The sequence below is a fragment of the Wenyingzhuangia sp. IMCC45467 genome (assembly GCF_054111205.1).
Map to the genome: position 1 here is coordinate 576,220 of NZ_CM134196.1, position 20,588 is coordinate 596,807.

The following is a 20,588-nucleotide window of genomic DNA, read 5'->3' on the forward strand; positions in this document are numbered from 1 at the left end:
CAATGGTCAATCATCAAATTAAAGATATTACAATAGGAGTAGGTGTTGGTGCCGTAAAATTTGGAATGCTAAAAACCGAGGTTTTAAGTATTTTAGGGTTGCCTACCGAAAAGGATTTAGAAAAAGACTTTGAAACAGGTGATGCTGTAGAAACTTGGGATTACGAAAATTATGGAGTGGCTTTTTCTTTTGATGAGGAAGAGGATTGGAGGTTAGAAACCATTACCATTAATTCTAGTAATTTTGAAATCAATGGTGTAGGATTGGTAGGAAAAGGAATTCAAGAAGTGCAAGATTTTATTGAAAAACATGAATTAGGTGAAATGGAATTTGAAGATTATTCTACTCCCGAAAATCCAAATCACGAGTTGATAGATGTAGATGAAGCCAATATGTTTTTTTGGTTTACTAATGAAATCTTAACCGAAATTCAGTTTGGTGTTCAGTGGGATGAGGACGACAATGCTTTGTGGCCTGAATAGTCAAAAATTAAGTATATAAAAAAAGCTCTTTATTTCTAAAGAGCTTTTTTATATATAGTATCTGTTTAAAACACTAATCTACTTTTAAAAAAGAAAGTACTTCTTTTCCGTTAATATCTGTTAATATTAGGTTTAATCCGTCTAATTTATAACCTTTAATAGTATTCATTGCTTGGATGAATTCAGCTTCAACACCTGGTCTTATACACATTTTTTTAGTTGAAACAATTGTGCTAAAACCTAATTTTGTTTGAGTCACCGTATTAATATCAGCAGAAAAATCATTACATCCATCGTTTCCCATAATTCTTTGGGTAGATAAATTAATCTCTAATCTTGGTACAGAAACCATTCGGTTTATTGGTGTTCCGTTAATACGCGTAGCCATCCAAATATCATGTAATCTTTGGTTTACAATTGCTGATTGATCCTTTATAAAAGACAAAATAATTTCTCCTTTATGGTTGTAAAAAATAAGATGAGAACCTTTAATGTGATAAGTATTCACATCATTTAAAGCTTTTAAATATTCAGATTCTATATTTTTTGATAAACAAGCTTTTTGAGTACTGATAATATTTCCTAAGTTAAAAGTATTTGATGTAATTCGTTTAATATTCCCAGAATACTGATTACATCCTCCATTACCCGAAATATTCATTGTTCTTAGGTTAATTTTTAAAGAAGGGACTCTAACCATTCTATTGATAGGGTGATTATTGATGCTTCCTAAAACCCAACTTCCCTCTAACAAAACACGAATATCTTTTTGTTTTTCTAATTCCTTAACCAAAGTGTATGTAATGCTTGAGGCATCTGCAGGGACATTTTTAGGGTCTGACTTTTCTTTTTTAACTTCAATCTTTTTTAAATACCCTTCTTCAAAATTAAATCCATGAATAGGAGCGTAAAAATTCTCCCAAGTAGGATTCACTAAAGAATCACCTTTAAATATTTCTAAACAATTTGTTTTTCCAGCTCCAGATACACACGTTGTTTTAATTCCGCTAACCCAAAAAACATTGTTTTTGGTAGAAGTACATGATTCTAGTATACTGATACAGACAACAATTAAAATAAGGATTCTTAATTTCATATAAATAATATTGTTTATTAAAATAAAAAAGAGGCTGCCTAAAAAGTAAAAATTTCGTCAAACTGAACTTGTTTCAGTTTCTCATAACTACTGTTTAACAGCATGTTGTGACTCTGATCTAAATTCAGAATGATGTTTTTTAATACTTTTCAAACAAACTCTTTTTTTTATACAATGGAGCCTTTATTTTACTCCACCACCAAGTGCTTTGTATAAATCAACAACAGTTAATAATTGCTGTAATTTACTATCTACTAAATTTAATTTAGCACTTAACGCACTTTGTCTAGCTGTTAACAAATCTAAATAGGTAGCATACCCATTGTTTAACAACTCTTCAGAGTTTATTTCAGCATTGCTCAACGCTTCTGCTTCTTTGGCTCTAAATACAAATTTGCTAGACTCTGCATGGTAAGCAAACAAAGCATTTGATACTTCGCTACCAGCTGTTAACAAAGTTTGTCTGTAGTTTAACAATGCTTGTTCTTCATTATTCTTAGCTACTTCTAGCTGAGTTTTTAATTTTCTTTGATTAAAAATAGGTTGTGTAATTCCGCCTACAATATTAGCAAATATTGAATTTGCACTTAACCATTTGTCAATATCAACACTTTGAAAACCACCTGTAGCAGTTAATGTTAATGAAGGATACAAATTTGTTTTGGCTACGTTTTTCATTTCAAAAGTTTCCATCAAACTATATTGAGCAGACTTTACATCTGGTCTATTGCTTAACAACATAGCAGGCACTCCAATTTGAATATCAGTATCAATAGATTGTTTGTTTAAACTACCTCTCTTAAATTTTTGAGGAGTGGTTCCTAACAAAATACTCAAACTATTTTCTAATTTAAAAATAGAAGTTTTTAAATCTAACTTTAAAGCCTCTGCATTGTTGTATTGAGCAATATTTTGATCTACTGCCACCTGATTTACTTGTCCAGATTCTTTTAAAGCCTTAATAGTTTCAACTCCTTTTTTACGAACCGCTATGGTTTGATTGGTAATTTCTAACTGAGCATCTAAAGCTAATAACTGATAATAAGTACTTACTATTCTAGCAACCAATTCTGTTCTAACCGCTTGTTGTGCAGCTTCAGATTTTAAATAACTAGCCAAACTAGCTCTTTTGTTACTTCTTATTTTTCCCCAAATATCTGCTTCCCAAGATAAATTACCATCTAGTTGATAACTTTGGATAGAGGTTCTAGGAATAAAACTACCGTTTAAACTATTTTTAGAAATTTCTTGATCCGTAACATTAGCTCCTATACTAAATGTAGGCAAATAACCTGCTTTTCCTTGCTTTAAATAAGCTTCGGCAGAACTCATTTGCTTCATGGCTATTTGTAAATCAAAATTATTTTCTAATCCTTGTGTTACGTACCCTTGTAAATAAGTGTCTGTAAACATATTTTTCCAAGAAACAGAAGCTATAGATACTGAATCTAGTTGCTCTAAACTATCGTTTTCAATTCTATAAACTTCTTTAGCTGTTTCTTTAACTGTTGGTTGTTTATAATCTTTAACAGCCAAGCAAGAGGTTAGGAGTATGGATACTCCTAACATCATAGCTATATTATAATTGTTATATTTTTTCATAATTACTCAATGTCTTTGGTTAATTCATAAGCTGTTTTAGATACTTTTTCTTGCAAACTTTGAAATACAATAAACAATACAGGAATAATAAATACCCCTAAAATAGTACCTATTAACAATCCACCTACAGCACCTGTACCAATAGATCTGTTTCCTGCAGCTCCAACTCCTTGTGCCAATACCAATGGCATCAATCCTAAAATAAAGGCAAAAGAAGTCATTAAAATAGGTCTCAAACGAGTTTTTGCTCCGTTAATAGCAGCATTTACTATGCTTTCTCCATTCTTTCTTCTTTGCAAAGCAAATTCCACAATTAAAATGGCATTTTTAGCCAACAAACCAATCAACATAATTAAAGCAATTTGGAAATAGATATTATTTTCTAAACCTGTTAAATTGGTGGTAATATAGGCTCCAAATACTCCTAATGGAATTGATAATATTACTGATAATGGTAAAATATAACTTTCGTATTGAGCACATAATAAGAAGTATACAAACAACAAACTTAAAATAAGAATATAAGTTGTTTGGTTCCCTGCATTTACCTCTTCACGAGTTAAACCAGAATAAGCAACAGTATAATTACTTGGTAATTTTGCCACCTCTTCTTCAATTACTTTAATGGCATCACCTGTACTATATCCATCATTTACAGCTCCACTAATGGTGGTTGAATTATATAAGTTAAAACGAGTTACAGATTGTGGTCCATACACTCTTTTTAATTTTACAAACTGTGTTATTGGAGACATTTCTCCTTTAGCGGTTCTTACAAATATTTTGTCTAAAGAATTTACATCAGCTCTATCTTCTGGTAAGGCCTGTATATACACTCTATATTGTTTACCAAACCTAGCAAAATCTGATGCGTAAACCCCACCAATATATCCTTGTAACGTAGAAAATATACTATTAACAGGAACTCCAGTTTCTTTAGCCAACGGTACATTTACCTCCATTTCATATTGAGGGTAGTTTACGTTAAATGCAGATTGTGCATATTTTACTTCAGGGTGACTCATTAAAGCTCCCATAAATAGTTTGTTGGTTGCTTCTAATTCTTTTAAATCTCCACCAAAACGGTCTAATAAGTTTACTTCAAATCCTGTTGAGTTACCAAAACCTCTAATACTAGGAGGGGAGAAGAAAATAATATTTGCCCCTTGTATGGTTGAGGCAATTCCAAATAATTTACCTGTAATAGCACCTACCGAAAGTGAAGGGTCTGTACGATCTGCCCAATCGGTTAATTTTGCAAAACCAATAGAATAATTACTACCAGATCCACTTAACAAACTATTTCCTTTGATAAAAGAAACTCCTTCAATTCCAGGTAAATCTTTAATCTTAGCATATAGCTCATCAGTAACTAAACTTGTTCTATCTAAAGAGGCTCCTGCAGGCAATTCAATATTGATAAAAATCATCCCTCTATCTTCGTTAGGTACAAATCCTGTTGGGGTGTTTTGTGAGGTATAATAGATTCCACCAAAGGTTAACAACATCAACACTAAGGTTATCCATTTTCTTTTGTATAAAAAGTTTAATGACTTTCCGTATTTTTCAATTGTAGCATTAAATCCACTGTTAAAAGCTGCATAAAAACGATGAATTCCTTTTTTGTTTTCATGTCCTTCACTGTGTGTTTTTAAGAACAATGCACAAAGAGCCGGACTCAAAGTCAAAGCGTTTACGGCAGAAATTAAAATAGCAATAATTAAAGTAATTCCAAATTGCTTATAAAACACTCCTGTAGGGCCTTGTACAAATGTTACTGGAATAAATACAGCTGCCATTACCAAGGTAATAGAAACAATAGCTCCAGATATTTCATGCATGGCTTCTGAAGTTGCTTTTTTAGGATTTTGCTCTCCATCATCCATTTTTGCGTGTACGGCTTCAACCACAACTATCGCATCATCTACCACAATACCAATAGCCAGTACAATAGCAAATAAGGTTAATAGGTTAATAGAGTATCCAAACAGATTCAAGAAAAAGAACGTACCAATAATAGATACTGGTACTGCAATGGCAGGAATTAAAGTAGATCGTAAATCTTGTAAAAAGATAAATACCACAATAAATACCAGTAAAAATGCTTCTACTAAAGTGTGAACTACTTTTTCTATAGAGGCGTTTAAAAACAAACTTGTATCATAAGGAATAAAAATATCCAATCCTTTTGGCAAATCTTTTTTAACAGTTTCTAAGGTTGATTTTATGTTTGCAATAATTTCTTGTGCATTAGACCCTTTTGTTTGAAAAACTCCCATAAACACTGCTGGTTTTCCTAAACTTGCTGCTCCTGAGGTATATGACTGTGCATCTAATTCAATAGTAGCCACATCAGCCAAAGTTAAAAACTTACCGTTTCCTAAAGCTTTAATGATGATTTTATCATATTGATCTTTATACTTAAATCTACCTTGATATTTAACTACATAAGAAAAAGTCTCTCCGTTGTTTTCTCCTAAAGATCCTGCCGATGCTTCTAAGTTTTGTTCTTGTAAGGCAGCAGTAACATCAGAAGGAATTAAGTTATAAGCCGCTAACTTTTCTGGCTTTAACCAAATTCTCATGGCATAATTACTTTGGGAGAATACATTTACGTTACCCACTCCATTAATTCTTTGCAATGCAGGAACAACGTTAATACTTAAATAATTTTGAATAAAAGTAGCATCGTAATCTTCATTATCAGAATACATAGACAAGAACATCAAAGCACTTGTTTGTTGTTTTTGTGTGGTTACTCCTGTTTGTGTAACTTCTTTAGGCAATAAAGGAGTAGCTCTTGCTACACGGTTTTGTACGTTAACGGCTGCAACATCTCCATCTACATCTTGATCAAAATAGACTGTAATATCTGCTGTACCGTTGTTAGATGCTGTTGAAGTAATATAAGTCATTCCTTCAACACCATTGATCTGTTCTTCTATAGGTGTAATAACACTTTCCAAAACTGTTTCGGCATTTGCTCCTTGATAAGAGGCTGTTACTTTTACAGTTGGAGGAGCAATATCTGGATATTGCTCTATAGGCAAACTGTTAATACTTATAAAACCAAGCATTACTATTATGATGGAAATCACTGTAGATAATACAGGTCTTTCTATAAATGTTTTTAACATGTGTAACTATTTAATAAATTATTTAAATAAAACCTGAATAGGTTTTAAAATACTATCTAAAGCAACTTCATTAGGGGTTACTCGCATATTATCGTGTAATTTACCTACACCATTCGCTACAATTTTATCTCCTTTTGTAATTCCAGATTCCACTACATAAGAGTTGTGTAAACTTGCTTTTATTTGAATAACAGAAGAGGTAATAGTATTGTCTTTTTTTAGTTTAAACACCATTATTTTTCCTTGTTGCTCATAAGTAGCTTCTTGAGGAATGACAATAGCGTTTTCGTAAAAAGTAGGAATTTTAATTTGCCCACTGTTTCCGTTGGTCAAAATTTGATTTGGGTTGTTAAACACCGCTCTAAAACTAACCGTACCCGTATTTCTATTAATTTGTCCAGAAGAAGTTTCTATTTTTCCTTCTTGATCAAAAGTTTTTCCATTAGCCATAACCAAGCTAACTGGCGGAAAGTTGTCTATTTTTTCATGTAAACTTGTTCCTTCTGCATTTTGTAAAAAATCTATGTAGTTAGATTCGTTCATGGTAAAGAAAGCATACACTTTTTGAATATCACTAATGGTAGTCAATGGCTGAGTATCGTTAGGGCTTATTAAAGATCCTTCTCTAAAGTTAATGGCTCCCACATACCCATCTACTTGACTTTTTACCATGGCATAACCAATACTAGCTGTAATACTGCTATAGTTAGCTCTTTTTTGTGATAAGTTTGCTTTTGCAGTTTGTAATTGTACAGCACTAATAATTCCTTTTTTTACCAATGGAATTAATTTATCTACTTCTACTTGAGCAACATTTACAGCTGCTTTTGCTGCTTCTGCATCTTGAGACAATGTTTGGGTTTCTAATTGAAACAAAGGTTGTCCTTTGGTTACTTTTTCACCTTCATCAACCAATACCTTTTGAACATAACCAGAAACTTTTGCTCTAACATCACTGTTTACAATTCCTTCTATTGTTGTAGGGTATTTTTTAAAATCGGTAATGTTTTTACCAACAATAGTAGTTACTTTAAAGGTAGGTGGGGCTTGATCTTTGTTTGTAGCTTGTTGCTTGTTTCCGCAACTAAATAATGATCCGATAAGCATTATTGATGCTACTGATAGGGAGAATTTATTCATTTTCATTTAATTATTTTCTTTATTGTTTTTTATAATCCTATTTCTTATTTGGGTAACAGACTCTATGGTTTTATGTATAAACTCAATAAAATCAACATGGAATTCTAAATCAAATTTTTCTTCATCTGGGGTTTCTTTTAAAAGGTTAATTGTTTGTTTATAATCCATCACTTCTTGATGTATTTTCATTTCAGCATTCCAATCGTCAATCGTTTTATCAATGCCTTGTACCATACTATCATAATTCATGATATAATACTTTTTACGATCTCCTATTTTGGTGTAATACTCTATTTTGTTTAATCCCTGTAAATGGGTTAAGTGTGTTGATATGGTACTTTTACTTGCACATAGATTTTCTATCAATTCTTCAAAAGTAGTTCCTCCTTTACCATTTAAAATGATGTAAGAAAAAACTCTAGCAGCAACAGGAGCTAATCCTTCTTTTTTTTCAAAATGAATCCCTAGCTTTTCAACTAATTGACATTTTTGTTTTTTTAACACTACTTCCATGTTTTTATAATTTGATGGCAAATATAATATTTAGTTCGGAACAAACCGAACCAAAAGAACCTAAATAATAATTGTCACAAATATATTACAACATTTGTTAAGGGGCATCATAAAAAAAAGAGGTTTTATCGATATAAATACAAGTTCTGTCTAGCTACATATTAAAAACATTCCTACTCATAAAATTAGAAGTTTCTAATATGGTCTTCGAGCAGTCTGTGCTGAGTCTTACGGTCTTCGAGAAGCTTGTACTGAGCGGAGACGAAGTAAAGTCGAGAAGCACAATCTCAAACTGAATTAAAATGTTATCATAGTAAAGTGAAATCTATGTATAATAGCATTTACTATACAGAAAAACATCACAGTTCTCGACTACGTTTGAGCACTTTAATAAAAAACATAAAACCTCTAATCCTTTATCGATATAAAACTGGTTTTCGTAGATTAATAAAACCTAAGTGTCTAATGTGTTAGATATCCGTTTGGGTTTGTTGCAATTTTGAATCATTAAAAAGATTTTAAATGAAAAAACAACTCATTCTTATCACACTATTTTCTTCTTTGCTTTTATCAGCACAAAACACAACAGAGGAAAAAAAAGTATGGTCTTTAAAAGACTGTATAGATTATGCATTGTTACATAACATCACCATTAAAACTGCAGAGCTAACCAAAAACACAGCCAACAATAATTATACTCAATCAAAATCATTATGGTTACCAAGTATTAGCGGTAGTATTTCTCAAAACATGGCAAATGGTAGTTCTATTGATCCTGTGACCAGTGACTTTGTAACTGAAAAAATATTTTCTACCAATGCAGGTGTAAATGCTTCTATGCCTTTGTATCAAGGAAATCAAATAGCCAATCAAATAGATCAAAGTAAATTATTAGTAAAGCAAAACTCCTTTTTTGTAGAGGCTGCTAAAAATAATATAGAACTAAGTGTTTTAGAGGCTTATATACAAACCCTATATACCAAAGAAGGAATTAACATTGCTCAAAACAATTTAAATGCTTCTTTAAAGGAACTAGAAAGAGCAGCCTCTAATTACCAAGCTGGAAACATGAGTTTGGGTGATTATTCTGATGCACAATCTCAAGCTGCTACTCAAAAATACAATTTGATAAGTGCTAAAAATAATTATGAACAACAATTATTGGTTTTAAAACAATTGTTAGAATTAACACCTTTAGATACTGTAGAGATTCAAGAAATTAAAGATGATGAACTTGAAACAAGTTTAATTCCTAATAAAATTGAAGTTTATAATACAGCACTTGGTACGTTGCCAGAACTACATGCTAGTTTACTACAAGTGGCTATTGATAAAAAAGATTTAGCCATTGCCAAAGGAGCTTATTTACCATCGTTAAACTTAACGGGGAGTTTGGGTACGGCATACTCTAATAGTAGGGATTACAGTTTTGTAGATCAATTAGATGTAAACTTTAACCAAAAAATAGGCTTGTCTTTATCAATTCCAATATTTAATAGAAATCAAACAAAAGTTAAGATTAAAAACGCTCAAATAACTATTGAAAAGTCTGAATTAGAATATAATACTGCTAAAAAAGAATTGTATAAAAAAATTGAAACGGCTTGGCAAAACACCTTGTCATCTCAAGAACAATTGTTGGCAGCAACTTCTGCTAGAACGGCAGCCAAAGAATCTTATAAGTTGGCTCAGAAAAAACACGAGTTAAACGCTTTAAGCACAATTGATTTAATCATAGCTCAAAACAATTACACCACAGCAGAACAAAACTATATACAAGCCAAATACTTAAATATTTTATACAATCAATTACTTCAGTTCTATCAAGGAAACGAAATAAAAATTTAATTCTAATGAAAAAAACAAAAATCATCATTATTGCAATAGTAACCATTGGTTTAGGCTATACAGCATATTCTTTTTTTAATAAAAGTGAATCTGGAAATATAGTAGTAACTACTTCAAAAATAACCAAAGAAAATATAGCCACCATGGTTACTGCTACAGGTACTGTGGAACCTATTACACAGGTAGAAGTAGGAACACAAGTATCTGGAGTAGTAGAAAAAATTTATGTGGATTATAATAGCCATGTAAAAGAGGGACAGTTAATTGCTGAGTTAGATAAAACCAATTTGCTATCTGCCTTAACTCAAGCACAGGCTACTTATGACAATGCTTTAAATGAAAAAAACTACTTAAAACAAATTTATAACAGACAAAAAGATTTGTTTGAGAACAAAGTAATTAGTCAAGCAGATTACGATGAAGCACTCTACAATTTTAACAATTCTAAAAGTACTGTAGTGCAACGTTTGGCAGATTTAGAAAAAGCCAAAACCAATGTAGGATATGCCAATATTTATGCTCCTATTAATGGAGTAGTACTTTCTAAAGATATTGATGAAGGCCAAACAGTAGCTGCTAGTTACAGCACACCAACTTTGTTTACCATTGCTCAAGATTTAAAAGAAATGCAAGTAGAGGCGGATGTAGATGAGGCAGATATAGGACAAATAACCGAAGGACAGCGTGTTTCTTTTACCGTAGATGCTTATCCAAATGATGAGTTTAATGGAACGGTTACACAGGTAAGGTTATCGCCAACAGTAACCTCAAATGTAGTGACTTATACTGTTGTTATCAAAGCTCAAAACCCCAATTTAAAATTAAAACCTGGATTAACAGCCACCATTTCTATTTACACCTTAGAACTAAAAAACATTACTACCATAGAGGCCAAAGCCATCAACTTTAGTCCTAATCAGGAATTATTAACGACTTATTACAAACAACACAATTTAAAAGAATGGACTCCTGAAAACACGAATAAAGAAAGTACAAAAACAAGCAGACCTAAAAAAAACATACAAGGAGACAAGGCTACATTGGTTTGGCAATACAATAAAGATGGGAGTATTACCCCTAAACACATTACGTTAGGAACTAGTGATGGAATACATGTACAAGTTTTAAAAGGAGCAAAAGCAGGAGATGTATTTGTAAGTAGTCTAAAAGCTCCAAGTGTAACAGAAACTGCGAATCAAGAAGAAGCATCAAGTCCGTTTATGCCCAAAAGACCAGGAGGTAAAAAGAAATAAACATGAGTAAAGAAATCATAAAAATAGAAAACCTCAAAAGAGAGTTTGTTATGGGAGATGAAGTGGTACGAGCCCTAAAAGGCGTTTCCTTTAGTATTAAACAAGGAGAATTTGTAACCATTATGGGATCTAGTGGTTCTGGAAAAAGTACCATGTTAAATATGTTAGGTTGCTTAGATCAATCTAGTTCCGGTATTTATAAAATAGACAACGTGCCTGTTAAAAATTTATCAGCAAACGAATTGGCCAAAATTAGAAATGAAAAGATTGGATTCATTTTTCAATCCTATAATTTATTGGCCAGAACTTCTGCTTTAGAAAATGTAGAACTTCCTTTGTTGTACAACCCAAAAGTATCTACCGAAGAAAGAAGAAAAAGAGCCATTAATGCCTTAGAAAAAGTAGGCTTAGGAAGTAGATTACACCATACTCCCTCTCAATTATCAGGAGGACAACAACAGCGTGTAGCCATTGCCAGATCTTTGGTAAACAATCCTGTTATTTTATTGGCCGATGAAGCTACTGGAAATTTAGATACTCGAACGTCATACGAAATCATGTCTCTATTTCAGGAATTAAACAAACAAGGAATTACCATTGCTTTTGTAACTCACGAACCAGATATTGCTGCTTTTAGCAACAGAACCATAGTATTACAAGATGGTGTTGTAATTAAAGACAACATTAACAACAAGGTATTAAATGCAGCAGAAATGTTAGCCAACCTAGCTAAATAATAATTTTATGAGAGTTTTAAACTTATTTAAAATAGCCGTTAAAGCCATTGCTTTAAACAAAGTACGTACTTTATTAACCATGCTAGGTGTTATTATTGGGGTAGCCTCTGTAATTACCATGCTGGCTATTGGAGAAGGATCTAAAAAAAGCATCAAAGATCAAATATCTAGTATGGGCTCTAATATGATTACCATTAGGCCTGGTGCTTCTATGCGTGGTGGTGTAAGAATGGGAGGGAGCGAAATGCAATCTTTAACCATGGATGATTATACTGCCTTAAAACAATACACTACTTTATTAACCTCAGTATCGCCTATGGTAAATGGTAGCGGACAAGCCATTAGTGGAGCCAACAACTGGCCAACAAGTATTTATGGTGTAAATTCCGAATATTTAGATATTAAAATATTGGACTTACAAGAGGGGAATATGTTTACCGATATTGATGTAAAAACGGCTGCTAAAGTAGCTGTTTTAGGAGAAACAGTGGTAGAGAATTTATTTCCTAATGGAGAAAGCCCTATTGGTAAAATCATTCGTTTTAAAAACATTCCTTTTAAAATTATTGGGGTTTTAGCTCCCAAGGGCGAAAATACTTTTGGTCAAGATCAAGATGATATTATTTTATCTCCATATACTACTGTACAAAAAAGAATTTTAGCCATTGACTATATCAACTCTATTATTTGTTCTGCTTTAGATGAAAACTCAGCCGAAGATGCTGTTAGTCAAGTAAGTGCTGTTTTAAGAGCACAACACAAAATTAAAGAGGGGCAAGACGATGATTTTAATGTTTTTTCCATGGATGAATTAATTTCTACCATTAGTCAAACCAGTGAAATGCTAACCTTATTATTGGTAGCCATTGCCAGTATCTCTTTATTAATAGGAGGAATTGGAATTATGAATATTATGTATGTATCTGTAAAAGAACGTACCAAAGAAATTGGTTTGCGTATGGCAGTAGGAGGAAAGGGGGCTGATATTATGTATCAATTTTTAATAGAAGCGGTGTTAATTAGTGTAACAGGTGGTTTGATAGGAGTTGTTTTAGGGCTTAGCGCTACTTTATTGGTTCAAAACTTATTGAATTGGCCTACCGAAATCACCATTTATTCTATGATTATTTCTTTTACCGTTTGTGCAGTTACAGGTATTTTCTTTGGATGGTATCCTGCAAGAAAAGCTGCTGCTTTAGATCCTATTATCGCTTTGCGTTATGAATAATATTTTGGTCTTTTAAAAGGTCTTCGAGTAGTCTATGTGCAAATGATGATCTTCGAGCAGCCCGTGCTGAGTCTTAAGGTCTTCGAGAAGCTTGTACTGAGCGGAGACGAAGTAAAGTCGAGAAGCACAATCTCAAACTGAATTAAAAGGTTATCATAGTAAAGTGAAATCTATGTACAATAGCATTTACTATCCAAAAAAACATCACAGTTCTTAACTCTACTTCGTCTACGCTCAGTTCTCGACTTCGCTCGAACACCCTGTAATAGTGCAGGCTGCTAGAACACCATATAGAAACATCCGTTACCTTAAAGAATCATCACAGTTCTCGACTTTACTTCGTCTCCGCTCAGCACAGGCTGCTCGAACACCTTGTAATAGTGCAGGCTGCTTAAATACTGTTCTTGAATGTACCAATCATAATCTATAAAACAGCCTTGTTCGTATAGATAAAACTGCTAATTGTCTATTATGCATTACAAAGGCAATAAATAATTTTATCTTTGATGATGTTCTTGATAAAACATGATTAGTAAATTATAGTAGTAATGGTTGTTGGTAGTATTGATTAAAAAACAACGAACCTCCTTGTTTAAAAGACACTTTAGAAACAGCAGTTTTAGATTTAATAATGGCTATGCAATATGAATTATAACAAAACCACCAAAATAGCAACTCATGTACTTGTTTGGGTTTTGCTGTTTTGTTTTCCTTACTTTTTATCCTCTTTTGGACAACAAGCTACACTTATTAGAGTAATGGCCTATTCTTGGTTACCATTAACCATGTATGCCCTTATTTTTTATGGGAATTACAGTTTTTTAATAGATAACTTTTTGTTTAAAAACAAAAAGTTAATGTATGTATTAATCAACATAGTTTTAATAGCTGTGCTGTATTGGTTTAGAGAAATTGCCCATGAATATACCATGGAACATTTTTTAGCCATAGACAAACCACCTAAAGAACCAAAAGGTGAAGGAGGGCCTCCACGAGGATTGTTTGTGTACATACAAATTATATCAATGCTAGTTCCTGTAGTATTTTCTGTAGGTATTAAGGCTACACAGCGTTGGATTACTATAGAGGCAGAAAAAAAAGAAGCCGAAAATATAAAGTTGAGTTCTGAGCTTCAACATTTAAAATATCAAATTCAGCCACATTTCTTTTTTAACTCATTAAACAACATTTATTCTTTGGTAGATATTTCGCCTGAACAAGCCAAAACAACCATTCATAGTCTAAGTAAGCTAATGCGTTATTTGTTATATGATACCAATACAGAAATGATTAGTTTGTTAAAAGAAATAGAATTTATAAAAAAGTTTATTTCTTTAATGGAATTAAGAATTACGGATAATACAATTGTTAAAAGTACTTTTCCTAACAACAATACAGATGTAAAAGTGGCTCCTTTGTTGTTTATTTCTTTGGTAGAAAATGCCTTTAAGCACGGAGTATCATCGCAATATAAAAGTGATATTTCTTTTGAAATGACCATAGATAATAACAAGATTTATTTTGTAACCAAAAACAATAATTTTCCTAAAGAAAAAAATGATAAAAGTGGATCGGGAATAGGTTTACAAAACTTGGATAAAAGATTAAAATTATTATACCCAAACAAACATTTGTTTGAGACCCGTGTTGAAAACGATTTGTTTATTGCTACCTTAGAAATACATCTATAAAACTTTAAAAAAATGAGTGTATCTTGTATTGTTATTGATGATGAGCCTATTGCTTTAAGCCTAGTAGAAAGTTATGTGTTAAAAACTCCTTTTTTAGATTTAAAAGGGAAGTTTAGCAATGCTATTGAAGCTTTGGAGTTTTTAAGTACCCACCCTGTTGATGTGCTTTTTTTAGACATACAAATGCCAGATGTTACAGGAATTGAATTGTCTAAAATGATTCCGCCAAACACAAGGGTTATTTTTACCACCGCTTTTGATGAATATGCACTAGAGGGGTTTAAGGTAAAAGCCATAGACTATTTATTAAAACCTTTTGATTATGCCGAGTTTTTAGCTGCTGCCAGTAAAGCCAAAGAATGGTTTAATTTAATTGAAAAAAAAACAGTACAAAAAAATATTACAACTACTGAAAAAGAGCAAAGTGAGTTTTTATTTGTAAAATCAGAATACAAGCAATTAAAAATAAATTTGAATGATGTTTTGTATTTTGAAAGCATGAAGGATTATATTAAAATTTGGGTAAAAACGGAAAGTAAACCTATTTTAACTTTAATGAGTTTAAAGTCTTTAGAAGAAAAATTATCAGAAAATAAATTTATGCGTGTTCATAGATCTTTTATTGTAAACCTTAACAATATTGAAGTGGTAGAACGCAGTCAAATCATTATCAACAAACAAAGAATTACAGTATCGGAACAATACAAGAATAAGTTTTTAGCCTTTATAGATAAAAACTCTTTATTATAAAAAAAATCCAGTAACATAATAATTTACTGGATTTTTGCTTTTAAATATAAAGGGGGGGCAGGGTTATTTAATAAGCCATGGTTACTATTTTTTCAACATCACTAGGAGTTAGGTTTTTGTGTTCTCCTAAACTATTCCATCCTCTTACGGTAAATCTTCTAGCTATTTCTTGAGCAGTTCCCATATAATCTTGAGTGTAATCAGATAATTTGGTATCAATACCCAAACCATTAAAAAACATTTTTGTTCTTACAATAGCCGCATTTGCTTTTTCATCAACAGTACCTTCGGTAATATTCCAAACACGTTCTGCATATTGTACCAGTTTTTCCTTTTTAGCGGTAAAATTATATTGATAATGACTTGGAGCAATAATTGCCAAAGTTCTTGCATGGTCTATACCAAACAAAGCTGTTAGCTCATGCCCCATAGCATGTACAGCCCAATCTGTAGGAACTCCTTTTTGAATCAATCCATTTAAAGCCATGGTACAACTCCACATAAAATCGGCAGCTGCACTGTAGTCCTTAGGGTTTTTAATAACTTTAGGAGCAATTTCTATCAAAGTTTGTAAAATCCCTTCGGCAATTCTGTCTTGTAAACGAGCACCAATAGGGTAGGTCATATATTGTTCTAATACATGGGTAAAAGCATCGGTAATTCCGTTGGCTAACTGTCTTTTGGGTATGGATTGAATAACAGTTGGATCTAATATAGAAAACTTAGGAAACAAACCAGGACCACCCATGGCTAACTTTTCTTTGGTTTCTGCTCTAGTAATTACTGCACCTGAGTTCATTTCCGACCCAGTAGCTGGTAATGTTAAGACTGTTCCAAATGGCATTCCTTTGGTTGTTCTAATGTGATCTGTTAAAATATTCCAAGGAGTTTCACCTTTGTACAAAGCTGCAGAAGATAAAAATTTGGTTCCATCAATAACAGAACCACCTCCAACAGCTAGTAAAAAGCTTATGTTTTGTTCTTTAATAATGGTTAAAGCTTCCATTAAAACAGCATATTCAGGATTGGCGGGGATCCCACCAAACTCTACCACTTCAAAATCTTTTAAAGCAGTGGTTACCTGTTCATAAATGCCATTTTTTTTAATGCTACCTCCACCATAAAGCAATAATACTTTTGCTTTTTTGGGAATTTCAGTAGCTAAATTTTCTATTTGATTTTTACCAAATACTATTTTAGTAGGGTTAAGGTATTCAAAATTGTTCATACAATATTTTTTTAAGGGGTTATTAAATAAGATGTAATGTATGATTATTCAATTACTGTTACCAAATCTTCAGTACTTTTTCTTACTTTAACCAAAGATGCTAACCAGTCATTATCAGCATCACGATAACCGATAGGCAATAAAATAGCACTTCTAAGTCCTTTTTCTTTTAATCCTAAAATTTCATCAACTGCAGCAGGATCAAAACCTTCCATAGGAGTAGCATCAACTCCTTCATAAGCAGCAGCAGCAATAGCCAATCCGAAAGCAATATAAGCTTGTTTAGCAGCGTGGGTAAAATTTACTTCTGCATCTTTTTGAGGATAAGAGCTCAATAACATTTGTCTGTAGTTTTCCCAACCTTCGTTTTTAAATCCACGAATATCATTGGTTAAATCAAACATATAATTAATTCTTTCTGCAGTATAAGTATCCCAAGCAGCAAATACCAATAAATGAGAACAGTCTGTAACCACAGATTGGTTCCATGCTACAGGTTTTATTTTTTCTTTAATCTCTTGATTTTTAACTACTATAATCTCAAAAGGCTGTAAACCACTTGAAGTAGGAGCTAGTCTTGCAGCTTCTAAAATTTTGTCTATTTTTTCTTGAGACACTTCTTTACCATTCATTGCTTTGGCAGCGTATCTCCAATTTAATTTGTCTAATAATTCCATTCTCTTTTTATTTTTATTGTTTTATACTATCCCATGCTAAAGTAAAAGCATCTTGAATATATTTTTCATTAACGGTAATGTCTTTGTTTTGTTTGGCATTCATTAAAAATGCTAGAGGATAAATTGTATAAGCATACAAAACATAAGAGCAACAATTTTTAATAATTCCTTCTTGTTTACCTCTTTCCCACAAGTCGAGTAGGGGTTGTAGGTGCTTAATACCTTCTTTTTTACTCTCATCATCTATCATAGGTGTATTGTCACATTGACTTAAAAACATGGCTTCTTCAACTTGCATTAATTTAAAATCAGCAACCTGTTTCCATATGTTTTCAAAACCTTCTTTTACCCCCATAGAATTGCTGTAATTTTTAAATGCATAAGCAGCAAAAGAAGCTTTTATTTCTAAATACACTTTATTAATAAGATCTTGTTTGTTCTCAAAATACAAGTAAATAGTCCCTGGAGAAACATTGGCCATTTTGGCTATTTTAGACATAGGAGCTGCATGAAAACCATTGTTTATAACCAAACAAATAGTTGCTTTAATTAAAGCATTTCTTTTGATTTCACTTTTACTTATTACCTGCATTTGTCTATAATTACTATACAAAGGTATAAAAAATGAACGTTCATTCATTTTTAAAAAGAACTAATTAATAATTTATAAAAGAATGTTAATAATTGTCTCTTTGCGTATATAGAATCTTACATGTTAGGGGAAACGAAATTTTTATAGAAGTTTAAATTTGATGTTAAAATTCTAATTCTGATTGTAAATATTACTTCTTTTATTTAAAAACAAACTAGAATTAACATCAATATAAAAAGAAGATACGCTAGTTAATTTTTAATAAAAAAATAGCAGGTAAAAGAAATTTGAATATTTTTATATATAGCATTAAACTAAAATAAATATGACAAGTCTAAATGCTATAAACAAAATTAAAAACAACAAAAATTTAAAAACATTAATAAAAATGAAAACACAAAAACAACAATGATTGCTGTAGCAATCTGCTTATTTGTAGGAATGAATGCTTTTTCTCAAGAAGAAAAATCTAAAGACAAAAAAAAGGAAAGACCAACTCCTGAAAAAATGTTTGCCAAATTAGATAAAAACGAAGACGGTAAACTTGTTAAAGAAGAAGTTGAAGAGAATAAAAGAATGAAAAAAGGTTTTGATAAAATGGATACTGATGCTGATGGAGGTATTACTTTAGCAGAGTTTAAAACCTTTTTTGAAAAAGCACAAAAAGCAAGAAAAGAAAGATCTGAAGGAGACAGACCTAGAAGAGATTGGGGAAATGATGGTGGAATGAATGATGGTGGTTACCAAGGTGGAGGAGAAGAATAATAAATATTCTTAATATTATGTAAAACAAAAAGCCCTAGAAAATTCTCTAGGGCTTTTTAATGTTATAAAGTTTTTAAATAATTTAACACACTTGGCAAAGAGGTACTTCTATGATCTGCAATAGAAAATTTTGGAGCCGTTATATCATCATTTAACACAATGGTAAAAGCCATAGAAGCTTTGGCAGCAATCATGCCTGTAACGGAATCTTCTAAAATAAAACACTCCATAGGTTTAGATTTTAATTTTTGCATTGCTTTTAAATAGACGGCCGGATTGGGTTTTCCGTATTTTTCATCATCAGCACTGCAAATTTCATCAAAATATTGTTTTACCCCTAGTTTGTGTAGTACAGCTTCAATAATTTTCCAACTAGAAGAAGTAGCCAAGCCAATTTTATAGTTTTCCTTTTTTAGAAAATGTAGCAAATCTAACAATCCATCAATGGCTTGTCCATCTTTTAAAATGTTTACTACCACCTGATCTAAAATTTGTTGTTCTAGTTGTTTAGCCTCTATTTTTAAAGAATACAAATCGCACCATGTTTTTGCTACATCATCAATTCTTTTTCCCATGGTATAACGAACACAGTCTTGCACTGTAATGCTATGTCCTAAATCTTTTAGTAAATTAATTTGTGCTGTTCTCCAAAAAGGTTCAGAGTCAATCATCACTCCGTCCATATCGAAAATAAAAGTGGTTGGTTTCATGTTTGTTGATTATTTGGTCAATATGCTCAACAAAGAACATACCGTTAATTTTTGGTAGACTCTCTTTTAATTAAAGCAGTTTCTAGTTTAATAATTTCAGGAGTAATGGCTACGTTGTTTTTAATATCCTTAATTTCTTTGTATAATTGCTTAAAAGCGGTTTGTCCCATGGTATAACCAGGCTGATCAATAGTTGTAATGGTAGGAGAAATAACCGAGGACATAAACCAATTACTAAAACCTACAATGGAAATTTCTTCTGGAACTTTAACTCCTAATCTATTAAACTCTGAAATAGCTCCAATAGCCACCATATCGGTATTGATGAAAATACCATCTACATTATTGTGTTCTTTATACAGCTTGTTTGCATTCATTTTTCCATCATCAAAACTATTTTCATCACAATCATTTAAATACACAAGACTAGGATCATATTCCATTCCATTGTCTAACAAAGCTTTTTTGTAACCCAAAAACCTATCAATAGAGTTTTGAGGCAACAAAGGTCCTCTAAAATGGGCAATACGCTTACACCCTGTATCTATTAAATGTTGGGTAGCCATATAAGCCGCTTTTTGATCATCAATAATAATTTTAGAGCATTTCACCAATTTTGCAATTTTATCAAACATCACCAAAGGTTTGTCTTGGTTAATGACTGCATTTAAATGTTTAAAATCTGCAGTTCCATTGGCTAAAGAAATTAAAATGCCATCTACTCTATGGCTCATTAACAATTCTATTTGTTTTTTTTCTAACTCATAAGATTCATTAGACTGTAATATAATTACCAAATAACCTTGTTTTTCAGCTTCGGAAATAATTCCTTTAATCACATTAGAAAAAAAATGATGAACGACTTCAGGAATGACCAAACCAATGGTTTTAGATTCTTTGGTTCTTAGGTTTACAGCAAAAGAATTGGGAGTGTAGTTTAATGTAGCAGCTAATTCTTTAACCAAAGCTTTTGTTTTTGGACTTACATCAGAATAATCTTTTAAAGCTTTAGAAACAGTGGTAACAGATATATTTAGTTTCTCTGCTATTTCTTTTAAGGTAACAGGTTTCATATATTTTTTTTGATAAAATAAATATACTAAAAATAACTATCGAAAACGTTTTAGGTAAAATCGAAA

General features: G+C 31.8%; 18 protein-coding genes. 8 read left to right on the forward strand and 10 right to left on the reverse strand.

Going from position 1 to position 20,588, the window contains the following annotated elements; translation table 11 throughout:
• Positions 1 to 2 precede the first annotated feature (2 nt).
• Positions 3 to 482 carry a hypothetical protein gene (locus ACXGQT_RS02625; RefSeq protein ID WP_457829846.1) on the forward strand — a complete coding sequence of 160 codons (480 nt, stop codon included), beginning with the start codon at positions 3 to 5 and terminating at the stop codon, positions 480 to 482.
• Positions 483 to 555: 73 nt separating this feature from the next.
• Here ACXGQT_RS02625 and ACXGQT_RS02630 read toward each other — a convergent pair whose 3' ends face one another.
• The 5 genes from ACXGQT_RS02630 to ACXGQT_RS02650 form a co-directional block, all read right to left on the reverse strand.
• Positions 556 to 1,578, reverse strand: a complete 1,023-nt coding sequence (locus tag ACXGQT_RS02630) for an META domain-containing protein (protein WP_457829847.1) — start codon at positions 1,576 to 1,578, stop codon at positions 556 to 558.
• Positions 1,579 to 1,761: 183 nt separating this feature from the next.
• Complete coding sequence (locus ACXGQT_RS02635) at positions 1,762 to 3,180, reverse strand: efflux transporter outer membrane subunit (RefSeq protein ID WP_457829848.1); 1,419 nt, start codon at positions 3,178 to 3,180, stop codon at positions 1,762 to 1,764.
• A gap of 2 nt (positions 3,181 to 3,182) precedes the next feature.
• Entirely contained in the window at positions 3,183 to 6,317 is a 3,135-nt protein-coding gene (locus ACXGQT_RS02640; RefSeq protein ID WP_457829849.1) for an efflux RND transporter permease subunit, read from the reverse strand.
• Positions 6,318 to 6,335: 18 nt separating this feature from the next.
• A complete protein-coding gene (locus ACXGQT_RS02645; RefSeq protein ID WP_457829850.1) occupies positions 6,336 to 7,463 on the reverse strand; it encodes an efflux RND transporter periplasmic adaptor subunit in 1,128 nt (375 codons plus the stop codon).
• Positions 7,464 to 7,970: a GbsR/MarR family transcriptional regulator gene (locus ACXGQT_RS02650; protein ID WP_457829851.1), complete on the reverse strand. Its 507-nt coding sequence runs from the start codon at positions 7,968 to 7,970 to the stop codon at positions 7,464 to 7,466. It lies immediately after the preceding gene.
• A 522-nt stretch (positions 7,971 to 8,492) separates the two neighbouring features.
• Here ACXGQT_RS02650 and ACXGQT_RS02655 point away from each other — a divergent pair.
• From ACXGQT_RS02655 to ACXGQT_RS02680, 6 genes are all read left to right on the forward strand, one after another.
• Entirely contained in the window at positions 8,493 to 9,818 is a 1,326-nt protein-coding gene (locus ACXGQT_RS02655; protein ID WP_457829852.1) for a TolC family protein, read from the forward strand.
• A gap of 5 nt (positions 9,819 to 9,823) precedes the next feature.
• Positions 9,824 to 11,071 carry an efflux RND transporter periplasmic adaptor subunit gene (locus tag ACXGQT_RS02660; protein WP_457829853.1) on the forward strand — a complete coding sequence of 416 codons (1,248 nt, stop codon included), beginning with the start codon at positions 9,824 to 9,826 and terminating at the stop codon, positions 11,069 to 11,071.
• Positions 11,072 to 11,073: 2 nt separating this feature from the next.
• The gene (locus ACXGQT_RS02665; protein WP_457829854.1) at positions 11,074 to 11,808 is read left to right on the forward strand and encodes an ABC transporter ATP-binding protein; all 735 of its coding nucleotides are present in this window, start codon (positions 11,074 to 11,076) and stop codon (positions 11,806 to 11,808) included.
• 7 nt (positions 11,809 to 11,815) lie between these two features.
• Complete coding sequence (locus tag ACXGQT_RS02670; protein WP_457829855.1) at positions 11,816 to 13,036, forward strand: ABC transporter permease; 1,221 nt, start codon at positions 11,816 to 11,818, stop codon at positions 13,034 to 13,036.
• 644 nt (positions 13,037 to 13,680) lie between these two features.
• A complete protein-coding gene (locus tag ACXGQT_RS02675; RefSeq protein WP_457829856.1) occupies positions 13,681 to 14,727 on the forward strand; it encodes a sensor histidine kinase in 1,047 nt (348 codons plus the stop codon).
• A gap of 12 nt (positions 14,728 to 14,739) precedes the next feature.
• Positions 14,740 to 15,477, forward strand: a complete 738-nt coding sequence (locus ACXGQT_RS02680) for a LytR/AlgR family response regulator transcription factor (RefSeq protein ID WP_457829857.1) — start codon at positions 14,740 to 14,742, stop codon at positions 15,475 to 15,477.
• Between the two features lie 67 nt (positions 15,478 to 15,544).
• On the opposite strand, the gene ACXGQT_RS02685 is transcribed toward ACXGQT_RS02680, so the two are convergent.
• Genes ACXGQT_RS02685 through ACXGQT_RS02695 form a run of 3 tightly spaced genes read right to left on the reverse strand, consistent with a single transcriptional unit; the run spans position 15,545 to position 18,022 of the window.
• Entirely contained in the window at positions 15,545 to 16,705 is a 1,161-nt protein-coding gene (locus ACXGQT_RS02685) for an iron-containing alcohol dehydrogenase (RefSeq protein ID WP_457829858.1), read from the reverse strand.
• 44 nt (positions 16,706 to 16,749) lie between these two features.
• Positions 16,750 to 17,382 carry an NAD(P)H-dependent oxidoreductase gene (locus ACXGQT_RS02690; RefSeq protein WP_457829859.1) on the reverse strand — a complete coding sequence of 211 codons (633 nt, stop codon included), beginning with the start codon at positions 17,380 to 17,382 and terminating at the stop codon, positions 16,750 to 16,752.
• A gap of 13 nt (positions 17,383 to 17,395) precedes the next feature.
• Positions 17,396 to 18,022, reverse strand: coding sequence for a TetR/AcrR family transcriptional regulator (locus tag ACXGQT_RS02695; protein ID WP_457829860.1), 627 nt, complete (start codon positions 18,020 to 18,022; stop codon positions 17,396 to 17,398).
• Between the two features lie 360 nt (positions 18,023 to 18,382).
• Here ACXGQT_RS02695 and ACXGQT_RS02700 point away from each other — a divergent pair, with 360 nt between their 5' ends.
• Positions 18,383 to 18,739: an EF-hand domain-containing protein gene (locus tag ACXGQT_RS02700; protein WP_457829861.1), complete on the forward strand. Its 357-nt coding sequence runs from the start codon at positions 18,383 to 18,385 to the stop codon at positions 18,737 to 18,739.
• Positions 18,740 to 18,801: 62 nt separating this feature from the next.
• On the opposite strand, the gene hxpB is transcribed toward ACXGQT_RS02700, so the two are convergent.
• Together hxpB and ACXGQT_RS02710 are read right to left on the reverse strand one after the other, a co-directional pair.
• Positions 18,802 to 19,449 carry a hexitol phosphatase HxpB gene (hxpB, locus tag ACXGQT_RS02705; RefSeq protein WP_457829862.1) on the reverse strand — a complete coding sequence of 216 codons (648 nt, stop codon included), beginning with the start codon at positions 19,447 to 19,449 and terminating at the stop codon, positions 18,802 to 18,804.
• A 44-nt stretch (positions 19,450 to 19,493) separates the two neighbouring features.
• Positions 19,494 to 20,522, reverse strand: a complete 1,029-nt coding sequence (locus ACXGQT_RS02710) for a LacI family DNA-binding transcriptional regulator (RefSeq protein ID WP_457829863.1) — start codon at positions 20,520 to 20,522, stop codon at positions 19,494 to 19,496.
• Positions 20,523 to 20,588: the final 66 nt, after the last annotated feature.